General features: G+C 42.7%; 20 protein-coding genes and 1 tRNA gene. 8 read left to right on the top strand and 13 right to left on the bottom strand.

Annotation, left to right across the window (positions count from 1 at the left end):
* Positions 1 to 16: 16 nt before the first annotated feature.
* Complete coding sequence (locus IQ230_RS17605) at positions 17 to 1,261, bottom strand: RNA-guided endonuclease InsQ/TnpB family protein (protein WP_193933581.1); 1,245 nt, start codon at positions 1,259 to 1,261, stop codon at positions 17 to 19.
* Between the two features lie 138 nt (positions 1,262 to 1,399).
* Here IQ230_RS17605 and IQ230_RS17600 point away from each other — a divergent pair, with 138 nt between their 5' ends.
* The gene (locus tag IQ230_RS17600) at positions 1,400 to 1,993 is read left to right on the top strand and encodes a DUF2854 domain-containing protein (protein WP_193933580.1); all 594 of its coding nucleotides are present in this window, start codon (positions 1,400 to 1,402) and stop codon (positions 1,991 to 1,993) included.
* A gap of 7 nt (positions 1,994 to 2,000) precedes the next feature.
* On the opposite strand, the gene IQ230_RS17595 is transcribed toward IQ230_RS17600, so the two are convergent.
* On the bottom strand, positions 2,001 to 2,258 hold the full coding sequence (locus tag IQ230_RS17595) for a chlororespiratory reduction protein 7 (RefSeq protein ID WP_099701306.1): 258 nt from the start codon (positions 2,256 to 2,258) through the stop codon (positions 2,001 to 2,003).
* Positions 2,259 to 2,467: 209 nt separating this feature from the next.
* Here IQ230_RS17595 and IQ230_RS17590 point away from each other — a divergent pair, with 209 nt between their 5' ends.
* Positions 2,468 to 3,451, top strand: a complete 984-nt coding sequence (locus IQ230_RS17590; protein WP_193933579.1) for a YegS/Rv2252/BmrU family lipid kinase — start codon at positions 2,468 to 2,470, stop codon at positions 3,449 to 3,451.
* A gap of 15 nt (positions 3,452 to 3,466) precedes the next feature.
* Here the strand turns inward: IQ230_RS17590 and IQ230_RS17585 are convergent.
* Positions 3,467 to 3,538 (bottom strand) — tRNA-Thr (locus IQ230_RS17585).
* A gap of 36 nt (positions 3,539 to 3,574) precedes the next feature.
* Here IQ230_RS17585 and IQ230_RS17580 point away from each other — a divergent pair.
* A complete protein-coding gene (locus tag IQ230_RS17580) occupies positions 3,575 to 3,853 on the top strand; it encodes a DUF3493 domain-containing protein (protein WP_193933578.1) in 279 nt (92 codons plus the stop codon).
* Positions 3,854 to 4,154: 301 nt separating this feature from the next.
* Here IQ230_RS17580 and IQ230_RS17575 read toward each other — a convergent pair whose 3' ends face one another.
* Complete coding sequence (locus tag IQ230_RS17575) at positions 4,155 to 6,083, bottom strand: DUF1565 domain-containing protein (protein ID WP_193933577.1); 1,929 nt, start codon at positions 6,081 to 6,083, stop codon at positions 4,155 to 4,157.
* A gap of 782 nt (positions 6,084 to 6,865) precedes the next feature.
* On the opposite strand from IQ230_RS17575, the gene IQ230_RS17570 reads away from it, so the two are divergent.
* Positions 6,866 to 7,447 (top strand): alpha/beta hydrolase, encoded by a 582-nt coding sequence (locus IQ230_RS17570; protein WP_193933576.1) that lies wholly within the window; start codon positions 6,866 to 6,868, stop codon positions 7,445 to 7,447.
* Positions 7,448 to 7,511: 64 nt separating this feature from the next.
* Here the strand turns inward: IQ230_RS17570 and IQ230_RS17565 are convergent, their stop codons facing one another.
* From IQ230_RS17565 to rimP, 5 genes are all read right to left on the bottom strand, one after another.
* Positions 7,512 to 7,715, bottom strand: coding sequence for a hypothetical protein (locus tag IQ230_RS17565; RefSeq protein ID WP_099701301.1), 204 nt, complete (start codon positions 7,713 to 7,715; stop codon positions 7,512 to 7,514).
* 272 nt (positions 7,716 to 7,987) lie between these two features.
* Positions 7,988 to 11,011 (bottom strand): translation initiation factor IF-2, encoded by a 3,024-nt coding sequence (gene infB, locus IQ230_RS17560; RefSeq protein WP_193933575.1) that lies wholly within the window; start codon positions 11,009 to 11,011, stop codon positions 7,988 to 7,990.
* A 480-nt stretch (positions 11,012 to 11,491) separates the two neighbouring features.
* Positions 11,492 to 11,797 carry a YlxR family protein gene (locus tag IQ230_RS17555; RefSeq protein ID WP_193933574.1) on the bottom strand — a complete coding sequence of 102 codons (306 nt, stop codon included), beginning with the start codon at positions 11,795 to 11,797 and terminating at the stop codon, positions 11,492 to 11,494.
* A gap of 68 nt (positions 11,798 to 11,865) precedes the next feature.
* A complete protein-coding gene (gene nusA, locus IQ230_RS17550; protein WP_193933573.1) occupies positions 11,866 to 13,146 on the bottom strand; it encodes a transcription termination factor NusA in 1,281 nt (426 codons plus the stop codon).
* 134 nt (positions 13,147 to 13,280) lie between these two features.
* Positions 13,281 to 13,742 (bottom strand): ribosome maturation factor RimP, encoded by a 462-nt coding sequence (gene rimP, locus IQ230_RS17545; protein ID WP_193933572.1) that lies wholly within the window; start codon positions 13,740 to 13,742, stop codon positions 13,281 to 13,283.
* Between the two features lie 138 nt (positions 13,743 to 13,880).
* Between rimP and IQ230_RS17540 the strand changes: the two genes are divergently transcribed.
* Positions 13,881 to 15,167: a DUF389 domain-containing protein gene (locus tag IQ230_RS17540; protein ID WP_193933571.1), complete on the top strand. Its 1,287-nt coding sequence runs from the start codon at positions 13,881 to 13,883 to the stop codon at positions 15,165 to 15,167.
* A gap of 46 nt (positions 15,168 to 15,213) precedes the next feature.
* Here IQ230_RS17540 and IQ230_RS17535 read toward each other — a convergent pair whose 3' ends face one another.
* Positions 15,214 to 16,017, bottom strand: a complete 804-nt coding sequence (locus IQ230_RS17535) for a hypothetical protein (protein WP_193933570.1) — start codon at positions 16,015 to 16,017, stop codon at positions 15,214 to 15,216.
* An 890-nt stretch (positions 16,018 to 16,907) separates the two neighbouring features.
* On the opposite strand from IQ230_RS17535, the gene IQ230_RS17530 reads away from it, so the two are divergent.
* Positions 16,908 to 17,816, top strand: a complete 909-nt coding sequence (locus tag IQ230_RS17530; RefSeq protein ID WP_193933569.1) for a metallophosphoesterase — start codon at positions 16,908 to 16,910, stop codon at positions 17,814 to 17,816.
* 44 nt (positions 17,817 to 17,860) lie between these two features.
* Here the strand turns inward: IQ230_RS17530 and IQ230_RS17525 are convergent, their stop codons facing one another.
* Both IQ230_RS17525 and IQ230_RS17520 read right to left on the bottom strand, forming a co-directional pair.
* The gene (locus IQ230_RS17525; protein ID WP_193933568.1) at positions 17,861 to 19,423 is read right to left on the bottom strand and encodes a Na+/H+ antiporter; all 1,563 of its coding nucleotides are present in this window, start codon (positions 19,421 to 19,423) and stop codon (positions 17,861 to 17,863) included.
* Between the two features lie 21 nt (positions 19,424 to 19,444).
* Positions 19,445 to 20,389, bottom strand: coding sequence for a DUF389 domain-containing protein (locus IQ230_RS17520; protein WP_228055095.1), 945 nt, complete (start codon positions 20,387 to 20,389; stop codon positions 19,445 to 19,447).
* A 308-nt stretch (positions 20,390 to 20,697) separates the two neighbouring features.
* Between IQ230_RS17520 and IQ230_RS17515 the strand changes: the two genes are divergently transcribed.
* Together IQ230_RS17515 and IQ230_RS17510 are read left to right on the top strand one after the other, a co-directional pair.
* Complete coding sequence (locus IQ230_RS17515; protein WP_193933566.1) at positions 20,698 to 21,726, top strand: mechanosensitive ion channel family protein; 1,029 nt, start codon at positions 20,698 to 20,700, stop codon at positions 21,724 to 21,726.
* On the top strand, positions 21,723 to 23,045 hold the full coding sequence (locus tag IQ230_RS17510; protein ID WP_193933565.1) for a DUF2254 domain-containing protein: 1,323 nt from the start codon (positions 21,723 to 21,725) through the stop codon (positions 23,043 to 23,045). Before IQ230_RS17515 ends, IQ230_RS17510 begins: the two co-directional genes overlap by 4 nt.
* 13 nt (positions 23,046 to 23,058) lie before the next feature.
* On the opposite strand, the gene IQ230_RS17505 is transcribed toward IQ230_RS17510, so the two are convergent.
* Entirely contained in the window at positions 23,059 to 24,066 is a 1,008-nt protein-coding gene (locus IQ230_RS17505; protein ID WP_193933564.1) for a hypothetical protein, read from the bottom strand.
* Positions 24,067 to 24,200: the final 134 nt, after the last annotated feature.

The following is a 24,200-nucleotide window of genomic DNA, read 5'->3' as shown; positions in this document are numbered from 1 at the left end:
GAGGGCGCGAGGATTCTTAAGAGACACTCATCCTTAAAGGGTTAGCCAAAAACCCGCTAGACACTCGCTGGAAATCCAGTCTGTGCTTACTTTTAACTAATATATTCGCACTACCATTTATATCTGCTGAGACTAGATGTTTATTTTTTGTTCGATACAATCCACGCTTAATCCTTCTGCCAGAAAACTTATTTTGGCTAGGGTTGTCGGCATTGTAAACGGGCATCTCGTCTTGATCGTAGAAACTAGCTTTCGACGAGTAAGATTCTTCTTGCTCGGCATACTCAATTCCATATCTAAAACAGAGAGCTTCAAGCTTACGTCTCAACTGCCAAAAAGGAATTTGAACGAAGTTTTGGTTGTTAGATTTCCCTACATTAATTTCTTGCTTAATCCCTGGATTGTACCCAATTATCAACTTCCCTATTTGTTGAAAGAGGCAATGGTTAATTATTATCCTTGCAGCTTTATTCAAATAGTCTCGGATGCAATTATTACGCCATTTGTAAAGCCTTGCTTGTTTATGGGTAAAAGACTTAATTCCCTGTTTATCTTTAAGAGATTGAAGGTATGCATTTTGCTTGTTGTACCACTGATTAATGCTTTTAAGTTGTTTTCCATCAATCAAAAATTGATGCCCTTCAGTATCAAAGCAAGCAGCCAGATTATCGACTCCCACATCAATAGCAATAGCCTTACTATCATCAACAAGTGTTTCTATTTTTTCATCCTCATAAACGTACTCAATCTCGAACCATCTAGCCTGATATTTTGGATGGATTCGTACCTCCTTAATGTTTTTATTTTTGAGTCTTTCTGGAAGGGCGATTTTAACCGAGCCGTATTCTTGTTTAAACTCGCGAGCCATAGGAATTTCAAACATTCCATCTTTGAGTCTAATACGAGGAATAATCAAGGGGAAATAACTATCCTTAGACAAGTATTTAGGCAGTTGCGGCTTTTGGTCACATTTTCCTATGTTAATTACCCGCATCAACCCCAAAAACGACCTCATGCTTCTATCTACTACTTTCATCGTCTGTTGAGCGATATCGGTGTTAAGCATCCGATAATTCTCGTTTGACTTGCAGATATGGTAGTTAGATTCATAACTCAGGCGTTTTCTTTCGGCAAAGAAATACTGACGGCAAGAGTACAATGCCACGTTAAAAAGATTCTTACTCAAACGACACAAAGCTTTCAGGGCATTAAACTCCTGAGAGTTAAGTCTTCTAAGTTGATTCTTCTGAGTGGCGTACATCTTTAAATAATTCGCTGTATCTAAAATATATAGCGAATTAGCTTAAATATAAAACCGTCCTAGAAGGACGGGGTTTCAGACCCAAGATTTTCGATGATAATAAAAGCTTGGAGTTATTGCGATTAGCGGCTGAATATTATGTTACGTCAAACATCTTTGGGAACACTAGGGTTAGTTCTTGGTGGAATACTAACTGTAGTTGGGTTTGCTGCCTACTTCAATGACAACCCGACGCTAAACTTAGTGGGCTTTTTTTACGGCATACCTTTGTTACTGGGAGGATTAGCACTGAAAGCAGCGGAACTTGTACCAGTTCCATTCAGCCAACCAACAACACCAGAGTTACTGACACTTCGCCAAACACAAGCAACAGCAACACAAAATCAAATTCGTCAAGATGTCACTCGCTATCGTTACGGTCAAGAAGCACACTTGGATACAACACTTTCGTTTCTAGGCTTGAGTCCCACAGATGAAGAAAGACCAATCATCACAGGTTTACGCGAAACCGAAATCCAAGGCGCTTATGCTTTGATTCTAGAATTTGACTCTCCATTCATTTCTTTGCAAGTTTGGCAAGATAAACAGCAAAAAATGGAAAGCTTTTTTGGTCCTGGAATTCGTGTAGAGATTGTTCAACCAGAAGCTGAAAAAATAGAGCTAGCTTTAATTACGACTGGGCAAGTAAGTAGTCCAACTTTGAAAGAAGATTCAGAAGTAAAAGCTAGTTAACTGCCATTTACTTCTCTAGACGGACAGCATACCACTGTAAATATTTTCCAGGACCAACATCAAATTCACAGCTGGTATCCATTAAGTATTGAGCTTGTGCTTGAATCGATGTGAATCGCTGTAACTCTCGCGGTAAATCTTCCTGATGTTGGTTGAGAACTTCTTGCAGCTTGGCAAATAGTTCTGCTGTCGTTAAAAACTGTTCGGGTTGATCGGGTTCCAGCACCACAAAAGTGTCTTGCTGGTACATCATCGGGTCTGGCATTTCAAGATTTTTGTAACTTTAGGTAGTGTCAGTTTTGCAATAGCAAGTGTTATGTTCTTGCTAAGATATAAAGCTTAAGCTTTCTAAATTGTAGACTGTCTTTGACTTTGGTAATGTTGTTGCGCTTTGGAAGAAATGGCGATCGCTATTTCTTCAGACAATGTGACGATCTAGAAAGTCTAACTATCGTGATTGAAAACTAGATTGGTATGAGCCGAACTGATGCTTGTTTGATCTTTAATCCTGTTGCCGGTCAAAGCAACCCTGAACAAGATTTAGCCCAGATTCGTGGAATTTTAGAACCAGAGATTAATCTTGATATTCGGTTTACTACCGAGGATAAGGGAGCTGATGAGATAGCGCAAGAGGCGATCGCACAAGGCGCAACAAAAATTATTGCTTCTGGTGGCGATGGTACACTGTCTACAGCTGCTGCGGCATTGGTAGGTAAAGACATGCCACTTGGCATTATTTCTCGCGGTACAGCAAATGCTTTTGCTGCTGCTTTAGAGCTACCCAACACAATTGAAGCAGCTTGTCAAACAATTTTAGGTGGTGCAACGCGTGTTGTCGATGCAGCGCGGTGCAACAATCTACCTATGGTTTTGTTAGCAGGAATTGGTTTTGAAGCTGAAACTGTCAAGCGTGCAGATCGCGAAGCCAAAAACCGCTTTGGCATTATGGCTTATGTTATGGCAGGATTACAAGAATTGCGCGAGATGGAAAGTTTTGAAGCCGAGATTGAAACCGAAGATAAGATTATTACCGTAACTGCGGCTGCAGTGACTGTTGCTAATGCAGCTCCTCCAACTTCAATTTTGGCACAAGGACCTGCAGGAGTCGTGTTTGACGATGGGTTGATTGATGTGACCATTATCGCTCCAGTATCGCGTGCAGGCGCGATCGCTGCTTCTTACCACTTACTGCAAACTGCCTTAAATGAAAATGCTGCACAACGCGAAGACATTGGTTATCTCCGCGCTAAACGTGTCATTGTCCGCACAAATCCTCCACAAAGAGTTGTGTTAGACGGCGAACTTATTGGTGACACTCCAATTGATGTCGAGTGTGTGCCAGGAGGATTAACAATTTTCGTTCCTCAGGAAGCTGCCCCACTCTCTCCTATAGAAAAACTTGAGGGGCTACCTGGCTTAAAGGTTGAATCTAAACCAACACCCAGTTTTGAAGAATGAGTTTAACTTACTTGAAGCCGATGGCGAGATTTGAACTCGCGACCGATCGATTACGAATCGATTGCTCTACCACTGAGCTACATCGGCGTGGCGGCATACTATTGTATCAATATTTTAGCTTTCATGGTCAAACCAAATTCAAAAAACCGCAACAGTAAACGTTTTACTCCTGAACAATATGCCCGCTTAAAAGCGGAAGCTGCTGCTCCTTATCGGGGTTTACGTAAATTTGTTTATTTTAGCTTTGGTGCTTCTGGGTTGATTGGAGCATTAATTTTTCTCACTCAATTAGCGGCTGGACGTGATGTTGAGACGGCTTTACCTAATTTTGCGCTCCAAGTTGGAGTCGTCGCTTTAATGATATTCCTGTTTAGATGGGATCGTGATTCTCGCAAAAGCTGATACACGTATAATTGTTAATAGCAATGAGACAACCCAAGCTTTAACGAAACTTCAAATATATTTAATAAAAAACATACACTGGTATAAAAAATAAAAAAATTATTAGGAAACGCAAGATTTTATAGAAGTTCTGACATCATATATATAGGTTCAAACGGGGTCAGCTAATTTAAAGACCCTGAATATAAAAGCAAATAAATAAGTAGGGTCACTTACTACATAAAGACCCTAAATCTCTTAAAAACCAACATTTATAGCGCCAGATTCGTTATTTTTCGGTTCTGGCGCTTTTAAATTAGCTCTAAGGAACCCTGACTAAATAAGGCGATGCAATTTCTTGGGCGCGTCCAGAATTCACAAGTGCTTGGTAAACAAATGCTGCAACTTCAGCACGGGTAGCAGGGCGATTGGGATTTAGTTGATTTGGTGACGGGTAGTTCACAACTAATTGCCTTTGAGTTGCTGCAGCAACAGCATCGGTAGCATAACTCGGAATTTGGGAAGCATCTGTATAAGCAGTAAGTACGTTCGGATTATCAGCACGTAAGTTCAAGCCATTGGCTAAAGAAACTAGTGCTTGAACCCGAGGAATCTGTTGCTGTGGTTGAAATCCACCGCCTGGATAACCAGCAACAAAGCCACCTCGGTAAGCAGTTTGAATAGCTTGATATCCCCAAAAACTACGGTTAACATCATTAAATTCCTGCGCTTGACGTTGAGGTGTCGGAGCAAACGCTTTACTCACAATCGCTGCAAATTGTGCCCGCGTTACTGGTTCATTGGGCTTAAAAGTGCCATCAGGAAAACCAGCAATAATTTCTCGTGATGCCAAGGCTGCAATATAAGGTTGTGCCCATAATCCCTGAACATCACTAAAGGCAAATTGTGGTGCAACAAGATTAACTTTTCCTGAGGTACGCTTAGCATCAAGCGTATTGCCAACAGCAAGCAACGTATTGCCACGAGTTGCGTTGTAAACATCGTAGCGCTCGTTGCTACGGATGATGTTATTACCTGCGCTTTCACCAGTACCAAGATCCGGTTGAGCATTTACAGTAGCTACGATACCGTCGCGTTTATTGTTCTCGATCACATTGCTACGTAGAATAGGACGAGCCGATTCAGATATATAGATACCGTCTTGATTCTCCTTGATTTGGTTTTCTACAACTAACGGTGAGGATGCACCACCGATCGCTAACCCAAAACCTGTATCTTGGAATGTATTGTTGCGAATTTCGCCTTGAGCAGAACGCGCTATTGAAATACCATTACCGCCATTTTTACTAAAGACATTAGCTTCAATCTTGGGATTGGCTGAACCCGTTACAAAAACGCCGTCGCGGTTACTCTCGACAAAAGTATTGTTCGTTACGGTAGGATTTGTGGATTCAATCCACAGTGCGGTTCCTCGTGTATTGGGATTGGTAATCGTAACTCCACTAACAGCACTATTGTTCTCAGCACGTACCGTAATATTTTGCCGTGCAAACGTGGGACTCACATATTCTCCACCGCCTGTAATGACAATGGATTGCCCCTTGCTAGCATCATCACCGCGTAGAGTCACACCCTGTCTAATTGTGAGTGGAAAAACTTCTCCTGTCTCACTGCTATAGTTACCAGGTGCTAATTGAATCGCTGTACCAGGTTGGGCTTGGCTGAGTGCGTAGGTAATTGTTCTATAAGGCGCTGCTGCGGTGCTTCCAGCACCAGCACTGTCGGTTCCAGTTTGAGGATTAACGTAAATAACTGTTGTCGTTGCTGGAACTTGATTCGTACTTGGCGTCGTCGGAGTAGTTTGTGTTGGAGATAGTGTTGGTAATGGTGATGGGCTTGTGGTCGGGGATGGTGTTGGAGATAGTGTTGGTAATGGTGATGGTGATGGGCTTGTGGTCGGGGATGGTGTTGGAGATAGTGTTGGTAATGGTGATGGTGATGGGCTTGTGGTCGGGGATGGTGTTGGAGATGGACTTAGAGTCGGACTAGGTGTTGGTGTAGAAATCGGCTCGTTTGTTGTCGGAACAACAAATTGAGCAAGCTTTTTAGAAGATGCGATCGCCTTTGGCGCTAAGCTTTGCGTAATCGCTATGTCAGCTAAAAAAATTGCACCTGTAGCCACAAATAATAGTGCACTCGCTCTTGCACCTAAAGAATGTGGCGCACACCCTTTAGTAGAAATAACTCTAAAAATATTTGATTTGCGATTGTCTGAACCGTGCTTTGTCATACTGTCTGCATCTCTTGAATTCTTAAACTAGGGTAAGGCGATCGCGTACAAACGCAAAAACTTTATTCATAAGATAAGAACACTTACATAGTTGCTTGTGCCTTATCTTGGGCTACTTTGAGGGCTTACTAGCATTGCCTCATTACAATCTGCATCATAACTACATCAGTTTATGAGTATTTAACCAAATACGCTATTAGCTGAAAAGTTATAAAACCCATGCAAAACTATAGCGGAAGACAAAGACATTTGTAGCCAAGTTCCCTAAGTTTTTTATCAAAAATAGAACTTACGCAGAAGCACCAAGGTATGACAGCAACAGCCTTTATTGAGCAAAAAAGCGTAAAAGAAGAAAAATCAAGTATTTAGAGGAAGATTATCAGTACAATCAAGCAATCGAACTGGTATAAAAAAGCTAGACATTTTTTAGGAGTATCTGTCTAAAAGCTAAGTCTTGTTTACCAATTGTGGAATAGCCTTTAATTGCGCACAGACAAGACGCTAACTCTATTTGGTGGACACAATCACATATGAGGTTGGTTAATGGTTGATTGTTGAGTTGCCACTAACCAATTCCCAATTACTATCTTTAACTTCTGTCGATTTTCACCTACCATATTTAACTTAATTTAGTTAACCTACTTGATTCAAGCATTGACTGAAACGACGATTGCTTACGTCTCAAGAGAGATATTGCACTCAGCGCTTAGGATCACGCAACTTAACATCTTAACGGCTCGTCAAAAGAATTAATAAAGAATGATTTAACAATCAACAGAAAAATGCGTTTGAGATTTCTACATCTTGCTGCTGCGGTAGTGGCTAGTACAGGTATTTTTTTTAGTAGTCATGGTATCTTTGAGATTCCTGTAGCTAATGCTGCTGAACGAGTGGTACTAAGATACCGAATTTTTCGACAATCAGTTTCTGTCGCCGAACTTTCTCGCTTTGCTGAAACTGGAGAACTTTCGAGATCGCTACGCTCTAATCTCGCCAGGGCAGGACAAGATCCAGCAACAGTACGTCGTTATTTAACTGAACCTGTCACAGTCAATCCTATCTTCTTAGATCGTTTGTTGAATAGTCCTGTAGGCAATGCTTTGCTTGACGAGATTAGTCAAGTCATCTATACACCTTCGCGACGAGCTGATAGACAAGCCTTACGTGCTGCATTAGTTCTTTCCGCTCGTGATGGACAAGTCTCACTGATTGAAGTGCTGCAAAACTATCCAACACAGGAAGTACAAGTAGATGGCGATCGCCTAGAAGTTGCTTATCGTCAATTACGTCGCTTAAGTGGAAACATTCAAGATATCCTCAATCGTGGAGGACGTGTTCGAGATTTACTTAATCAGATCAGCTAACACTAGCCATCATCTAACATTAGTAAGGACTCAAGTGAGTCTTTTTGTGTCTCACATTTGTACTTTAATACGCTAAAGTTTCTAAAGTCTCACGTAAATAGAGTTTAACTTGGTGGTCTAAACTTAGATTATTAATCTGGGCGTCATGTGGCGATCGCTCAAGTTGCCAGCGGCGAAATCCAGAAGTTGTAGCGATCGCCTGTTTGAGATGATCCCAAATTTGATGTTGATCCGATTGAGAATGGCGAGACGCAGAGATAATAGCCATATTTCCTCAGTTTTCTGTGTGAGTGTTTGCGATGGGTAGAAGCTACTTGACTTGCAAACCTAAAATTGTAAATCCGGTGCTATCTTTATCTTAAGAATAAGGTTTTATTCCAGCAAGTTCTGCATCACTGGTAACAAGCACCTACAGTACACTTAGGAAAATTTGAAAAAAGTTTCCATTGACACGGCAGCTAACCTAGAAAGTGAATCTACAATATGAGTTTAGATAAAAAGACAGACTAAGGATGCGACCTGCATCCCTAGCCCAAGCCCCTAATTTCTAGACCCTCCTAACGTACGGCGTTTAGTCACCATTTGGAAGGCTTCAAGGATATCGCCTTCAGCCCAATCGTTGAATCGATCGACGCCAATACCACACTCATATCCAGCGTTGACTTCGCGGACATCCTCTTTCATCCGTTTTAAGGAGTCAAGCGTACCTTCATAGACAATCTTACTGCCGCGACGTACCCGTAGTTTACAGTTACGAACTAGCTTACCTGAGAGCACGTAGCAACCAGCAACAGCGCCACGCCCAACAGGGAAGACAGCGCGCACTTCAGCTTGACCGAGCGATTCTTCGACTAGTTCTGGCTCTAATAGACCTTCTAATGCGCCTTCAATATCTTCTATCAGTTTGTAGATGATATTGTATTCTCGGACATCCACACCTGCTTCATCTGCAGCTTGTCGAGCACCACTAGCAAGCGTTGTGTTGAAGCCAATAATGACAGCATTACTCGCAGCAGCCAAGTCGATATCAGTTTCTGTCACTTCTCCTGGAGCAGCCAACAATAAGCGAATTTGCACCTCGTTTTGTGGCAGTTGTTTGAGCGAACCAACGATCGCTTCTACCGAACCTTGAACATCTGCTTTCAAAATCAAATTGAGTTCTTTCAACTCGCCTTCTTGGGCTTGTGCTGAAACGCTGGTAAGTGTAGCACGTCCTTGCATTAGGCGTGATTGCCGTTGTTTGTTGGCGCGTTCTTCTGCGAGCGCACGCGCTTCTTTCTCTTGTGAGAAGATTTCAAATTCATCGCCAGCGGCTGGCACATCGCTCAATCCTAATACTTCTACTGCAAAAGAAGGCGAAGCGATGTCTACTCTTCGTCCGCGATCGTCAACCATTGCCCGAACTTTACCAAATGCCGAGCCAGCAACTAAAACAGATCCCACATTTAAAGTTCCGTTTTGGACTAACAAAGTCGCAACAGGTCCTTTTGCCTTATCGAGATGTGCTTCAATAACTGTGCCTTTAGCAAAGCGATCTGGGTTAGCAGAAAGTTCTTCTACTTCGGCGACTAAGAGAATCATCTCTAAGAGAGTATCTAAGTTTTCTCCTTTGATTGCACTAACAGGCACCATGATGGTTTCGCCACCCCATTCTTCTGGAGTTAGTCCATACTGCGTTAGTTCTTGTTTAACGCGATCTGGTTGTGCGCCTTCTTTGTCAATTTTGTTGATAGCGACAATAATTGGGACTTCTGCCGCTTGAGCATGACTGATTGCTTCAATCGTTTGTGGGCGTACGCCATCGTCAGCAGCAACAACAAGAATTGCAATGTCTGTCACCCGCGCTCCGCGTGCCCGCATGGCTGTAAACGCTTCGTGACCAGGAGTATCTAGGAAGACAATCTGCTGCATTTGCCCATTGTGTTCCACATCGACGTGGTACGCACCAATATGTTGGGTAATACCACCAGCTTCGCCTTGCGCCACCTTAGTTTTGCGAATTGAGTCAAGCAAAGTAGTTTTACCGTGGTCTACGTGACCCATAATAGTTACTACTGGTGGGCGACGCTGGAGCAGCTCCAGATCTTCCACATCTATCATCTCAGTAACTTTACGAGCTTCAGCTTCTGGTTCAGCGGTTTCTACTTCTACGCCCAACTCATTTGCCACCATTGTGAGGGTGGGAATGTCCAAGTTTTGCGTGATATTCACCGCAATACCTTTGAGGAACAATATCTTAACGATTTCTGTGTCAGGAGTAACCAAAGCTTGAGCTAATTCCTGAACCGTCATTGTACCTGTAATAACGATCTTTTCTGGACGTTCCTCTTTCTGCTCTGGCTCGCGACGGCGATTTTGTTCGCGAGGCTGAGCCATCTTTTTGCTTCTAATCGTGTTAATAGCGCTTGGAGCTACACCTGCTGCTTGTCCAGGACGCGCAGCTTTTTGTTTAGGTGGACGTGCAATAGAAAGGCTAACTTTGATTGGAGCTTCAATATCTAGATCAGCATCATCAAGATCCTCTTCATCATCGAGATCAATGATGGGTTTCATGCGCTTAGCTTTTGTGCCAGCTTTTCCTACTTTAGAACCTGAGTCTTGACCTTCGTCAATCTCTTCCTCTTGCCACTTCTTCCCACCTTTTTGTGGTCGCGGTGGTGTTGGTCGTTTGAGGAGCTTTTCTGGATCTTCTAGTTCTAGAAGCGCAGCTGGTTGATCTGTCGCTGCCTCATCTACTTCTGCACTACCTACTCCTGCTAGTTTTGGACGATTGGTCGTTGCTGGTTCGTTAAACCGCGATACTTTAGGTCTTTGTAGTTCTGGAACGGGTTCGCCTTTGGCAATTTGCTCAGGTTTTTGAACAAAACGGCGTGCAGGTTTTTCCCCGCTATCGGCTCGTGCTTCTGTTGTAGCTGGTGTCGCTGGTCGGTTCCGACTCTGAGATTGATCCCGTTTCAGAATTGGTCGTTCAGGTAAATTAAGCTGTGGCGTGGTCGGTGCAGTTGGTCTTGCCGGAGGTTCGACCAGTTGCGGTTTTTGAGGTTCTTTTTTCTGAACTTCTACCTGATTTATTTTCGGTTCGTCTTGATTGTCAGATGCCACTTCTTTTGCACTGTCTGAAAGCGCAGGACGTACTGGTCGAGGTGGCGGTGTCATTGGCTTGGATGGTGCCGATGGTGAGGCGAAAGGACGTGGCGCAAGAGGAGACTCTCCCTGCGGCTGTGAAGAAGTTGAGTTAACTTGAGACTCTGCCAAATTTTGGTTGGTACGAGGGGGAGTCTTTGGTTTCCGAATTTCTAAGATTTGCTGTTTTGGTGGCAAGTTAGGTCTAGGTTTAGTTTTATTAGGGTGATGTGCTTGGGTTGTTGATTCTCGTCGCGAAGCCGAACGCTCAGCGACGTACTTTTCTGCTAAGGCGCGAATTCGTTCTGCCTCAGTTTCGCTAATCGTGCTGCTGTGACTTTTGACTGCAATGTTAAGCTGGTCACAGATTGCAAGTAGATCTTTGTTATCTAAATTCAATTCCTTTGACAAATCGTATATCCTTACTTTGCCGTTATTCATCCACTCTTCCCCTTTACCTACCAGTTGTATACGGATGGTTGCCTGAGTTTTGTTAGCATCTCCATCCTGCGAGTCCTGTTTTATTGGTTGCCGTTCAATTTGCTGCCCGTGCCTCCAACAAAGTAAAGAGATTTCTGGTGTGAGAAAGGTATTTTTCTGTCATCGCGACGGTTAATAGATCTGTCCTCCGCTTTTACCGCAATTTTATCCTTAAGGAATTTTTACGGACCCTTTCTCTTCAGGGTACGCATCCGTACTAACTGCTTGCCATATATTTGTGTGGCTTCTTTCTTTAATCTTGCATTAACCTACGAAAATATTGTGTGAAAGTTTTAATTTATCGTACTGAGCTATTTACGTTAGTTTCATGTTCTTTATTATTTTGTCATTAACTCAGTTTGACAGAGTTTATTATCAGTCATTCTCAGCTAGTTATAGCGCCAAGACGCAGTTTCTGCTGAAATAACTTGAAGATGACACTTAATTTTTATTTGGAATAGGTAGTGTGGTTTCAATTTTTTGGTTGCTGACAAGTTGGTTTGTTGATAGGCGTTGCCATAAGGCTTGATACATGGCTTCGGGTACAGACGTCCGCAGCGATCGCCGCAACAGATTTTTCTTCTGAGCTGTTTGCAAACAGCTGGCTTGCGGACAAAGATATGCAGAACGCCCCATACCCTGATCTAATTGTAACTCCCCAGAAGGATAGACGCGGACAATTCGCCAGAACTCATGTTTTAAGGCAACCCTACGACAACCAATACAGCGTCGGTAGTTAGGTTTCATATCTTAGGGGTCAGGGGTCAAACAATAGAGACAATAGTTTTAATCTAGAATTGCCTGTTCTTTTCTGCTCAAGCTGGAGCATCACTGACTTCCATGCTCTCTGTAAATTCTGTAAATTCTTCTAATTCATCCTCATAATCTTCTTCTTGCTCCATCTGAGCCTGCTGTGCTTGATACTCTGCTGCTGCTGCGGCAAACTTAGCATCTTCTGCGGCGTAATCATACTTCGCACGGTCTTTGATATCTATTTTCCAACCTGTTAAGCGTGCAGCTAAGCGGACGTTTTGCCCTTCTTTACCAATAGCTAAACTCAACTGGTCTTCTGCAACAAGTACATGTGTCTGACGTAACTCTGGGTCCATTAGGCGAACTTCATCTACGCGAGCAGGACTAAGCGCATTAGCAATATAGGTTGCTGGATCTGGAGACCAGCGAATCACATCAATTTTTTCACCACGGAGTTCATTGACAACTACTTGAATCCGCGATCCCCGCGCTCCGATACAAGCACCTACGGGATCGACATCTCGTTCTAGAGTATCAACGGCAATTTTTGTGCGCGGACCAACATATCGTGATGGTGGATTTGCTTCGCGTGCCACTGCGACAATGCGCACAACTTCATCCTCTATTTCTGGGACTTCGTTAGCAAAAAGATAAACTACCAAACCAGCATCAGCTCGCGAGACGATGAGTTGGGGACCGCGTTGCTGACCTTGCGAAACTTTTTTTAAGTAGACTTTGAACGTAGCATTTGCCCGATAGTTGTCGTTGGGCAATTGTTCGCGCTTGGGTAGTTCTGCTTCGACTTCGGGCTGACCAAAACCACTGCTGACTGCCATAATAACTGACTGTCGTTCAAAGCGTAGAACTCTAGCTTGCAGCACAGTACTTTCTAAGTCTTGAAACTCTTCTTGAATCATTTGCCGTTGTTGGTCGCGGAGTTTTTGCGCCAGCACCTGCTTAGTCTGCATCGCTGCCATCCGACCAAACTCTTTTTGTTCAGGCGTTACATCTAACACAACTTCACTACCAAGTTGCGCTTCTTCTGCGACTTCTTGAACTTCGCGTAAAGAAATCTGATGGTCGGGATCGCTGATTTCTTCCACAATTGTTTTAGTTGCAAGAACGCGAAAGCCTTCTTCTTCTACATCAAGTTCAACTTCAAAATTGTCAAAAAATTCTTCGTCAAAATGCCGCTTATCTAGATTTTGCGCGCGACGATACCGCTCGTAACCTTTTAATAGCGCTTCGCGGAGTGCTGACTGTACGGCAACACGAGGTAAATTACGCTCGTGACTAATATTTTCAATTAAATCTTTCAGTCCAGGCAAACTCACCATTGACATAATAAAATCCTCAATAAAGAAAATAGGGGTCAGAGGTCGGGGATCAGAGGTCAGGAAAAAAACTTAAGATGGATTTCACTCTTTCACTAGTCACTATTGACTAGCCACTCTTTTACTCACTCCTCGCCCCTGTTCTAACGCCGTTCGTCGATTTGTACTTTAGCAATGAGATCGCGAGGAATGGCAACTACGCGACCTTTCTGGTTCAAGTACACTGCTGTTTCATCTCGACGAATTAGTTGTCCTGCCCATTCCTGCTGACCTTCATACGGTTGAGAACTACTAACAATCACCGCAAATCCTTTAAAGGAAATGAACTCTCTGTCGGTACTCAATTGCCGCGAAATTCCTGGGCTAGATACTTCTAACACGTAAGCATCTGGAACAATATCTGTTTGATCGATTTGGGCTTCTAAAGCGCGACTCATTCTTTCACAATCATCTAAACCAGTGTCTTGGTGTGGGTTGCGTATATCTACGCGCAGCACAGGTGGGCGTTGGTTCGTGTGAAAAACTACTCCGACTAATTCCAAGCCGAGTTCCTCTGCTACTGGTGTTGCTATTTCGATGATTAGTGGAATCAGGGGATGAGTCATTTTCCAAAATAAAAAAGTGGGTTAGTACCCACTTCCTGCGAAATGATATTTTCCAAGAAGTTTTCAGAACGAACTCATCTTATGCTCGTTCCTGATTTCAGTTTATCGCATCATAAAAGTAAGGTGTAGGAAATATTTATGCGGCAATTACTTGTTCAAGTACCACATGGTTATGGAAAGGAAGTTCTAAACATTGCTCAAGCTTATGATGCTACAAATACAGCAAGAGTTGAAGCAATGGGTAATGACGAACCTGTTGAGCTGATCGTAGTTCACATTTCCAACCAGAAAGTAGAAGGATTTTTAGGAGATTTAGAATCATTGCCAAACTTGCAAGTGACGCTGATTCCGCGTGGGGTAATTGCGATGCAACCACCAGCAGATGAAGCACCCGAACAGGTAACTGATGTCAAGGCTCGTAGCCCGATTGAAATTTTTCTGGCAGGTTTGCAAAGTGTTGGTTCTTGGAAAGCTTTTCTCGGATATGCAGCTGCAGCGGGTGTAGTTGTGTGGATTGGTTTATATACAAACACCAATTACTTATTAGTAGCAGCAATGTTAATTGCACCGTTTGCGGGTCCTGCGATGAATGTGGCGATCGCGACATCTCGTGGTGATGCTAAGCTACTCAAACGGACGTTGTTGCGCTACTTTGTGGCACTAGTAGTCACAATCGTTGTTGCTGGTACGCTGAGTTTCATTCTTCAGCAAGAAGTAGTAACGAGCACGATGAGTGATACCAGTAAAATTTCTGCGGTTGCTGTACTTTTACCACTCGTTGCTGGTGCGGCAGGAGCAGTTAACCTTGTGCAATCCGAACGCAGTAGCCTTGTTTCTGGTGCAGCGGTGGGAATGCTTGTAGCTGCTTCGTTAGCACCACCTGCGGGCTTAATTGGTATGGCAAGTGCTATGGGGCGCTGGGATTTGGCAATTAATGGTGTGTTTGTTCTATTGCTACAACTTGTTGGAATTAATTTATCTGCATCGCTCGTATTTCGGAGTTATGGTTTAACTTCTAAAGGAGCGCGATATCAGCGTGGCAAAAAAGGCTTGTTTCCTACTGTATTAGCTGTAACATTTGTGGCACTTTTAGGGTTGCTATTTTGGCAGTTTTCTGATTCTCCAGAGTTACAACGTAGTAGCCGCGAACAAAGTGCTAATCAGGCAATTCAGCAGGTGGTAGAAGATAACGATTTGGTGGAACTTGTGGAGGCAAATGTCCGGTTCCCGACTCCAAATATCCCTGGACAAAATACACTGCTAGTTGTGATGTATGTGCAGCGACGTGCAGGCGTGACAGAATCAGCAGAAATTATTAGCGATCGCCTCACGCAAACTGTTCAAGCTGAATTACAAGCCCAAGGCTTCAATGTTACGCCACTAGTTAGTGTCAATGTCCTATCCGCACCAGATACTCAAAATTAGGCAGCAGCCGCGACTGCTACCTACTTCAATTGAATTTTAATTTTCTCTACTTCGCGGCTTCAGGAATTGCTGAGGGATATACGCCATCAGCAACAAGTACAGGCTTTTGGCTATATTCTGCTTCCAGCTTTCTTTGGAGATCCAAATCCCACGTTAAGTCGTAGTCGCGCTCAATCTCAGCAACTACAAACGGGCGGAGTACTCCAGTTACAGCAACAGCTTCACCGTCGTTAACTGCTGCTGTGGGATTTGCATTAATAACTAACAGATCCTCAGCACCGATTAGCTGCTCTTCATCTAAAGTAAAGGAATTGGCATCTACAATATCTTCAACTTCACCTGTAACCGCAAGCGTTTGACCGTAATATCGGCTAGGATTTTGTGTAATCTCACCAGGTTCAGGCGCTAAAGCTATTGACTGAGCATAGATGACTGGTCTACCTTCATACTCTACATACAAGTTTGGATCTAGACCTAAGTTGTACTCTCGGTTAACGTCAGCAACAACTAAATTAGCGACTTGACCTGTTACTTGTACTTCTGTATTCTCAGGCAAAACAAAGGGTTTTCCTGACGTATTGACTACTAAAATATTTTCGTTACTAAAAAACTGTTCGTCACTGATAGTAAATGTACTATCACTAATCTTCTGAACTGGTTCGCTTCTGACAGTTACAGTTTTACCGAGTAGTGCTTCGGTCTGATTTGCTACTTGCTCTGTTGTGACATTTCCTGGACTTGCCGGAGTCGTTGCTTGTGGCTGGTTGGTTTCGCAGGCTGCTAGTAATGCCACCGAGGCTACTAGGGCGATCGCTTTCCTATTCCACAACCCTTGTAAATTATTTCTCACTTTTACAATCTCCTCAACTGTATAAATCTATATAAATCTATCAGATTTTAACGAATTACAAATTTTTCTGTGTGGCTCAAAACATTATTTGAATGCCTCAATCTATATCTGTGCTGTTACTCAAATTGCAACAAGTAAAGTTATGCTTTATTCTAGACGTTATTACTCGTTGCATCAAAGTTTATTATTAACTCAACCAACATCCAAAATCGCACCTTTCCTAATAATGAAAAAAATATTTTATAGATATATGAAGGCACACACTATTAATCTTTCTTGGCGCTCTCTTCCCGCTCTGGAGCTGATTTTTTGCACTTTAGACTTTTAGTTTTAACACTAGATTTTTTGTATCGTTAAGCACAGTATAGACAGTGGATATTAATAAAGTATCTACTTTGAGATAGAATGTTGCAGTCATATTTTTATCTAATTTGCTACTTAAGATATACGCTGGTGTTCTCAAATTAAGTTGAATTCAAATGAAGAATTTCATTATAAGCTGCTACTTTGTCAAGTAGTTTGAAGATGAGTGACCAGCGGTTTAAGCAATATCATCATTAGTGTTATTTGTACAATTTTACTAATATTAAAATTATTTATAGCTGAAAAAGATTTTATTAATCTCAACAATTAGTAGAGTAAGCTGACTCTTTGGAATTACTTCGACAAAAATCATTTAACTAACAGATCAATTTATTTACAAATCTTCAGGAATTAAGTAAAAGATCTCCCTTTGGTGCAATTGTTTTTCAGTATTTTTTTGTTGTAGCGTTGTATCAATAACTGCTCAAAGTACTCGTGTTTACTACAAGCAATAAGTAGAGGTAGCCCGTAAAGCTTATTCTACCGACGTCAGGAAGTTAGAAAAGTTGTATCTGTTCAACACCACAATGAAATCAATCAAGTACATATTGCTAAGCTTACTGGGAGTTGTTTTGCTACTGGCGATTTGGGGCTTAGTAGAACCGTATGTTATTGATACAGAAGAAGAAGTAGCAGAAATCCCTAATCTTCCTGATTCCTGGGAGGGACAACGAGTTGCAGTTATTGCCGATTGGCAAATTGGAATGTGGCTTGGGAATACCAACACAATTAGACGCGTAGTCGATCAATTAATTCGAGAACGTCCTGCACTTGTATTGATTGGCGGTGACTTTATTTATCATGCGGACAAGGGAAATGATAATGAAATTGGCAAGGCGGTAGAATTGGTTCGCCCCTTAGTAGCAGCAGGTATTCCTACTTACGGGGTACTTGGTAATCACGACTACGCAATGGATGCAAAAACTGCCCCACCGAATGAACAGATAGCAGGCGAACTGTATGCAGCGCTGGAACAAGCGGGTGTAGATATGTTACAGAACGAGGCAGTTTCCTTAGTACCACCAGGAAACCAACAACCAATAGGAGAAAATTCACTGTATCTCGTTGGTATTGGATCGCGGTGGGCAAATAAAGACAATCCCGCGATCGCATTATCTCAAGTACCACAATCAGCACCAAGGTTGGTGTTGATGCATCATCCAGATTCGTTTGAGAAGTTCCCTGCTAACACTGCACCTTTATCAGTCGCAGGACACACCCACGGCGGACAAGTGCGTTTGCCATTTTTGCCGGAATGGTCTTGGATGACATTTGTGCGAGAAGATCGGGTTCACACTGATGGTTGGATAGAAGCAAGTTATGGACAGTCAGGAAATCGCCTGTATGTCAATCGAGGCATAGGATTTAGCATTGCGCCAATCAGAATTAACTGTCCACCGGAAGTTACACTCTTTACGCTTCAAGCTGCAAGATGAAAACCTGCTGGCTTCATTGTCATTAAACACCTGAATTAGGTACTTTATTTATTCATTTGTTTGAAGACTTCTTCTAGCATCGGTGGTAGTTTGTCGTTTAAGCGCCCACCGCGAACTAACTCTGCATAAGTATCCGCTTCGATCGCAAGAAGTTCCTCTTGGAGTTGTTCTACTACAAATTCTCGTAGTTGGGGATGTTCATTGCGTAGCTTGTTCACATCCTGCTGCACATCATCTAGTTGCCCTTCTACTAAGGCTTTTTGGTAACGATAAAATTCTGGGTCAATTTCGGGGCGAAGATTTACTTGCGTCAGATGTTCTAAAACTCGATTCATCGCGACCCAACGCGCAACCGCTTCTAAATACTCCTGACGTACTGCTTGATCGCCTAAAGGTTTGAATTTTGTCACTAAAGGTTTGGTAGTTAATCCTTGTACTAAAAGAGTGAATAGTACTACACCGAAAACTACAGCAATAATTTGTGTACGTTGTGGTATACTCTCTGGCACACTTAAAGCTAATGCGATCGCAACAGAACCGCGCAATCCTCCCCACCATAAGATAAGTTCATCAGACCAAGAAATTTCTGATTTAACCAAGATGTTACTCAACCAACCCAAACCATAAATGGCGATCGCTCTTGTAACAATCATTGCTGCGAGTGTAATTGCAATTAGCCCTAAGTTAGCTCCCAAGTCCTCAAACTTGATTTGATCGCCAATTAGCAGAAACACAATCGAATTGACAAAAAATGCTAGAAAGTCCCAAAACTGTGTCACAGCTAATCTGGTACTCGGCTGCATTCCAATCCGCGAACCAAAGTTTCCTAAAACTAAACCTGTGGTAACAACTCCAATAACGCCAGAACCACCTAAATCTTCAGTGATGATATAAGTCCCATACGCAGAAACCAGAGTTAGAGATTGTTCAACTAAAGGTAAATCAAACCGCTGTGTTAGATAAGAAATTCCAAAACCGACAACACAGCCACAGCCAATTCCGATTCCAACAACGGTAAAAAATCGTGCGATGAGTTCCTGAATTTCTAAAGTATCAGTTCCAAGGGCAAATCCGACAACAAAACTAAATGCAACAACCGCAATACCATCATTAAATAAGCTTTCACCTTCCATCAAAATTGTCAGGCGTTTATCTACTCCGAGTTCGCGAAATAAAGCAATCACAGAAACCGGATCGGTGGCAGAGACACAAGCACCTAAAAGTAAAGCAATTCCAATTGTCACTCCTGCAGTTTGATTGAGCGCCAAACCTACACCAATGACTGAAATAATCACTCCTAAGATGGCAAAAAGAGTAATTGGTACTAAGTCCCGCTTAAGCTTAGTCCATTCCATATTCCAGGCAGCCTCAAATAATAACGGAGGCAAAAATATTGTCAAAATGAGTTGTGGTGACAGATTCACTAATCTGACATCAACAAAAGCTAACCCCAACCCAACAATCACTAAAAGAAGTGTATAGGGGATCTGCCGAAACCAGCTAAAAAACTGTGGTAACGTGGCAATACTCAAGGAAACTGATAGCACCAAAAGAAATTGTTTAATATTTTGCTCAATTGCTACTTCGGCTAGTGTTTCTGTTGTCATGTTAGCTAAAACTTAATTTGACTAATTATTAAATGAAGAACCATTAACACCTTCACGTCTTACTTCTTCAATTTGACCAACTTCAAAAATCAAAGTAAAGCGTTGTCCCAGTTCTCTGCTGAGAAATTCTTCTAAAAGTTCTACTTGTCTTGGGGTGACAGGCTCTCTAGAACGAACATTTAAGCGCACCACAGGCGGATTACTTAACCAGTTAATATTACTATCAATAAGTACTAATCTTTGAAAGGTAACAGTTCGGTTTAAAAGTGCTTGTCTGAGATTAACTTCGAGCCGAACTTGCTGCGTCAAACGAAAAAAGCTGAACCCTAAAGGCACAAGTAGTACTGTAGTTAGTCCACCTGTCCAGAGTAGAGCTTTTTTAGCACGATGGAGCGAAGTATAGCCTGTAGCTAGAAAAATCAGCATACAGGAAAGTGTAATCCCTAGCAAATTGGTAAGGTACAGAATAGTCGCACCGAGGCTCAAAGACCAATTTGCTTGTGAGAGACCTAAACCAACGACACAAATAGGTGGCATCAAAGCAACAGAAATCGCAGTTCCTGCTAATGTTGGAGAAATCTTTGGTTCAACTTTGGCAAAACCACTGATTCCCCCTGCGGCGATCGCAATTCCTAAATCGAGTAAAGTCGGACGCGATCGCGAAAAAATCTCACTACCGAATTGTGCTAATCCGACAAACATCCCAATGAACCAAGAGATTGCGATCGCAAGCAGTGTTCCCACAATGATGGAAGTTAAACCTGTGCGAAATAGTCGTAAGTTACCTTCTAAAGCACCAAATGCAATTCCTCGAATGGGCAACATTAAAGGAGCCACAATCATCGCTCCAATAATAACGGCAGCACTATTAGACAGCAACCCAAACGTAGCAATGATGCAAGACCCAACGGTTAGTATAATATAAATTCTTGCTGGTGCTGATTCTTCTAGTAGCCCTTCATGCATGGATTGCAAATCGTGAGGTGCGACTCTCCGCTTATGCAGAAAGTTAAATCGCCGACGAATACCATACAGCACAATACTCTCCTTGCATGACTAGTAAAGCTTAAGACCAAAATATGAGTTAGGATGTTGCACGGTAATTTCCCATCCAAGTATTATCACTGAGTAGCAGAAAAACGTCATCCCCTGTACTGATGACTTGCTAAGTTGCTTTCAGCACATTGCAGTTAAACTCTGCACTGCATTCAATCGATGAAAATGAATGAGTGTTGTCAAACGGCGTTGATAATTAACATTTGAGTAGTAAGTTTATGGATCTCGAAGCATCAGCATTAGCAGCTTGGCAAAAAATTCAAGGCACGATCAATGGGGCGATACTTTTGCTGCCCAACGTAGTAGTAGCATTAATCGTCTTCGCAATATTCTTTTTTGCGGCGCGATCGTTCAAATTATTAGTCAACAAGTTGACGCGCAGACATCGCAAGGCGCGGAATTTAGGAATGGTACTGGGACGTTTAACCCAGGGAACTGTGCTCTTAATTGGCTTATTTGTTGCTTTATCGATAGTTGTACCGACTTTCCAGGCTGGAGATTTGGTGCAATTGCTAGGAATTAGCGGTGTGGCAATCGGTTTTGCTTTCCGCGATATTCTGCAAAACTTTTTGGCTGGAGTTCTCATTCTCTTAACTGAACCATTCCGCATCGACGACCAAATCGTGTTTAAAAGCTTTGAAGGAACTGTAGAAGATATTCAAATCCGAGCAACAACAATCCGAACATATGATGGGCGCCGGATTGTTATTCCTAACTCTGAGCTATTCACCAATTCGCTTACTGTCAACACCGCATTTGAAAATCGCCGTTTGGAATACGATATCGGTATTGGCTATGGAGACGATATTGATCGAGCAAAGGAACTAATTTTAGAAGCAATTCACAGTACAGAAGGAGTATTAAGCGATCCTGCGGCTGATGTCCTTGTAGTAGATTTGGCAGAAAGCACAGTCAATATTCGTGCCCGTTGGTGGGTACAGCCACCGAGAAGATTGGAAACATTACAAATGCGCGATGGAGTTTTAACCGCAATCAAGAAAACACTAACGGAACATGGTATTGATATGCCATTTCCTACACAACAAATTTTGTTTCACGACCAAACCGAAGAAACCGATGGCGATCGCACTCGTCAGCGAGAAGGATGGCCTTCAGGAAAAAAAGAAGTTCCCAAACCACGCAGAATCAGTGACTCGATTAGAAAGCTGGCAGAAATGCGATCGCAAAATGGTAAAAGTGATGGCGATGACACCCAACCTACGGTAAATACACAGGAGCAAGCATGAAGACCAAGGTAGGTAAAATCTGGGAATCACTCCATACGAGTCTTTGGTTTATCCCTTCACTAATGGTACTCGGTGCGATCTTCATAGCATACATTACGCTCTCCCTCGATCATCAAGAGTATACCTTTATGACCAGCTTGCCACTAACCTACACGCGGGGACCTGATGGCGCGCGCGCGATTCTTTCTACTGTTGCTGGCTCAATGGTTACAGTGGCTACCACGGCTTTTTCAATTGTGATTGTGGCATTGCAACTCGCCTCTGGACAATTTGGACCGCGCTTACTGCGGAATTTTATGCGCGATACGGGTAATCAAATTGTACTCGGCACATTTATCTCAACGTTTATCTACTGCTTATTCGTGCTGCGCACCATCAATGGTCAAGATGATGAAGAGTTCGTCCCCCATTTTTCGGTAACTTTCAGCATTGTTTTGGCAGCAGTTGGTGTTGCAGTCCTCATTTACTTTTTACATCATGCCGCAACCTCGATTCAAGCACAGCAAATTATCTCTAATGTTGGTCAAGAGCTTGATGAAACGATTGAGCGCTTATTTCCCAACAAAATTGGACAAAGCGAACCTGCAGATCGAGACGTTATGGCAGATATTCCGAGAGATTTTGAGCGTGAAGCCGAGTCAATTAGAGCAAAAGTTGGTGGTTATATTCAGGGAGTTGACAATGATGAGCTAATGCAACTAGCAACAGAAGATGATCTACTCATACGTCTTAATTATCGTCCAGGAGACTTTATTGTTAAAGGCAGCGATCTTGTAGCGATTTTCCCTGGAAAGCCGGCTAATAAGAAACTTGCAGAAAAGATTAACGGCTTGTTTGTTGTCGGCAATCAGCGCACTCCGCAGCAAGACGTAGAATTTTGTGTGAATCAATTAGTCGAAATTGCTGTACGTGCATTGTCTCCAGGAATTAACGATCCGTTTACGGCGATTCAGTGTGTCGATCAACTTAGTGCAGCTTTATGTCACCTAGCGCAAAGAAATGTTCCTTCTCCTTACCGTTATGATGACAATAAGAAGTTACGTGTTATTGCCGAATCAGTTAGTTTTGCGGATATGGTTGATGCCGCGTTTAACCAAATTCGACAATATGGACAATCAAGTGTCGGTGTAACAATTCGACTATTGGAGGCGATCGCGCGTATCAGTGAATGTACTCGCAGTAAAGAACAACGCGCAGCGCTGCTGCGTCAAGCGCAAATGATCGAACGCGGTAGCCATGAAGGAATATCTGAAGAACTCGATCAAAAAGATGTTCAAGAACGATATTTTGCGGTTATTAAGCTGCTCAAGGCACAATGACGTAGAAAAACGATTATTTACGATCTCTTTGCTGCCAAATTGGCAGTTGGTTGATTGCTTCCAGCGTCAAATCAACATATGTTGTATTACTGCCTTGGACTTGATTTCTACCAAAATAGCCTTGCGAACCATCATGTTCATGTGGTCCACTGATCTCTGCTTGATAGCGACCCTGCTGGCGGGCGCGGCTAAAAGGAGAAGCAAATGTAAAAACCCAACGTGAGGGAAAAATAATTCCGCCGACATCTTCTATCCAGTCGTTCGTACCGCGTAAGTGAAAAATCTGATCAGCTTGATCGAAACCATTGATACCACCAAAAACACCACCAATAGAAACGACAATAATTTGAGAATTCAGCCATTGGTTGAGATATGGAGTCGCCTCTAGTGCAACTTGTGCACCACCACTTGTACCAATTAAAATAATTTTCAGCGGTTTTGATGTTTGCGATACAGGATGTACTGCATTCATCTGGTCAGCGATCGCACTCGCGATGCCTTGGTTATATACTGGACCATAACGCTCATCGGCAGAAATCGCAAAGCGCCACAGATTGCGAATTTTAATGAGAACATCAGCAATACTCAGCCAGCCTTCGGCTTGATTAGCAAAACGCCATACAGGAGCAAGTAACCGTTCTCCTCCTAAATTCTCATTGGCTGCGGAGTAGGGAAAAACATCTTTAACAATTGCACAACCTTGATGAGTTTGAGCTAAACCTTGGAGAAAAACTTCTTCACCTTCAGTTAGTTCATTCGTAGAAAAATCTCCTACTCCAGTCAAAAAAACGATATAACAATTTGAATTTTTTGGCAGCTTGCCAGCCCCTAAGTCATTGCTAGCAGGAAGCTGCGGAGATTGTCGCTTGGAACCCAAGGGTTCTGATTGTGTCAGCCACCATACTATAGTACCTAATGGCGAAAGTATGCCCCAAATCGCAAGGATAACTCCCGCCAAAACGAGTAACCTTAATGTACTACCACGCAGCCATTCAAAAATTTTACTAATCAACTTCAACATTACACAATTGTTTAGGCAGCACTTGCTTGATCAACCGCAAACACTTCTTAAGCATCCCTATCCAACTCTTACTTTGTGGTCTAGCCTAGCGCCTGCGGCTAACGGCAACCCCTGCGGGGAATGCGTCTATTAGT

Origin of the sequence: Gloeocapsopsis crepidinum LEGE 06123 (assembly GCF_015207655.1) — a bacterium.
GTDB lineage: Bacteria > Cyanobacteriota > Cyanobacteriia > Cyanobacteriales > Chroococcidiopsidaceae > Gloeocapsopsis > Gloeocapsopsis crepidinum.
Note: the sequence above shows the minus strand (reverse complement) of the source record. Positions and strands in the feature narration are given on the sequence as shown.

Bases quoted from the DNA above. Each gene is read 5' to 3' on its own strand.
- IQ230_RS17520 (WP_228055095.1), bottom strand. From the start codon at position 20,389: ATGCATGAAGGGCTACTAGAAGAATCAGCACCAGCAAGAATTTATATT.
- IQ230_RS17570 (WP_193933576.1), top strand. From the start codon at position 6,866: ATGCGTTTGAGATTTCTACATCTTGCTGCTGCGGTAGTGGCTAGTACA.
- IQ230_RS17530 (WP_193933569.1), top strand. From the start codon at position 16,908: ATGAAATCAATCAAGTACATATTGCTAAGCTTACTGGGAGTTGTTTTG.
- IQ230_RS17590 (WP_193933579.1), top strand. From the start codon at position 2,468: ATGAGCCGAACTGATGCTTGTTTGATCTTTAATCCTGTTGCCGGTCAA.
- IQ230_RS17555 (WP_193933574.1), bottom strand. From the start codon at position 11,797: ATGAAACCTAACTACCGACGCTGTATTGGTTGTCGTAGGGTTGCCTTA.
- IQ230_RS17575 (WP_193933577.1), bottom strand. From the start codon at position 6,083: ATGACAAAGCACGGTTCAGACAATCGCAAATCAAATATTTTTAGAGTT.
- infB (WP_193933575.1), bottom strand. From the start codon at position 11,011: ATGAATAACGGCAAAGTAAGGATATACGATTTGTCAAAGGAATTGAAT.
- IQ230_RS17540 (WP_193933571.1), top strand. From the start codon at position 13,881: ATGCGGCAATTACTTGTTCAAGTACCACATGGTTATGGAAAGGAAGTT.
- IQ230_RS17515 (WP_193933566.1), top strand. From the start codon at position 20,698: ATGGATCTCGAAGCATCAGCATTAGCAGCTTGGCAAAAAATTCAAGGC.
- nusA (WP_193933573.1), bottom strand. From the start codon at position 13,146: ATGTCAATGGTGAGTTTGCCTGGACTGAAAGATTTAATTGAAAATATT.
- IQ230_RS17505 (WP_193933564.1), bottom strand. From the start codon at position 24,066: ATGTTGAAGTTGATTAGTAAAATTTTTGAATGGCTGCGTGGTAGTACA.
- IQ230_RS17510 (WP_193933565.1), top strand. From the start codon at position 21,723: ATGAAGACCAAGGTAGGTAAAATCTGGGAATCACTCCATACGAGTCTT.
- IQ230_RS17595 (WP_099701306.1), bottom strand. From the start codon at position 2,258: ATGCCAGACCCGATGATGTACCAGCAAGACACTTTTGTGGTGCTGGAA.
- IQ230_RS17525 (WP_193933568.1), bottom strand. From the start codon at position 19,423: ATGACAACAGAAACACTAGCCGAAGTAGCAATTGAGCAAAATATTAAA.
- rimP (WP_193933572.1), bottom strand. From the start codon at position 13,742: ATGACTCATCCCCTGATTCCACTAATCATCGAAATAGCAACACCAGTA.
- IQ230_RS17600 (WP_193933580.1), top strand. From the start codon at position 1,400: ATGTTACGTCAAACATCTTTGGGAACACTAGGGTTAGTTCTTGGTGGA.
- IQ230_RS17565 (WP_099701301.1), bottom strand. From the start codon at position 7,715: ATGGCTATTATCTCTGCGTCTCGCCATTCTCAATCGGATCAACATCAA.
- IQ230_RS17580 (WP_193933578.1), top strand. From the start codon at position 3,575: ATGGTCAAACCAAATTCAAAAAACCGCAACAGTAAACGTTTTACTCCT.
- IQ230_RS17605 (WP_193933581.1), bottom strand. From the start codon at position 1,261: ATGTACGCCACTCAGAAGAATCAACTTAGAAGACTTAACTCTCAGGAG.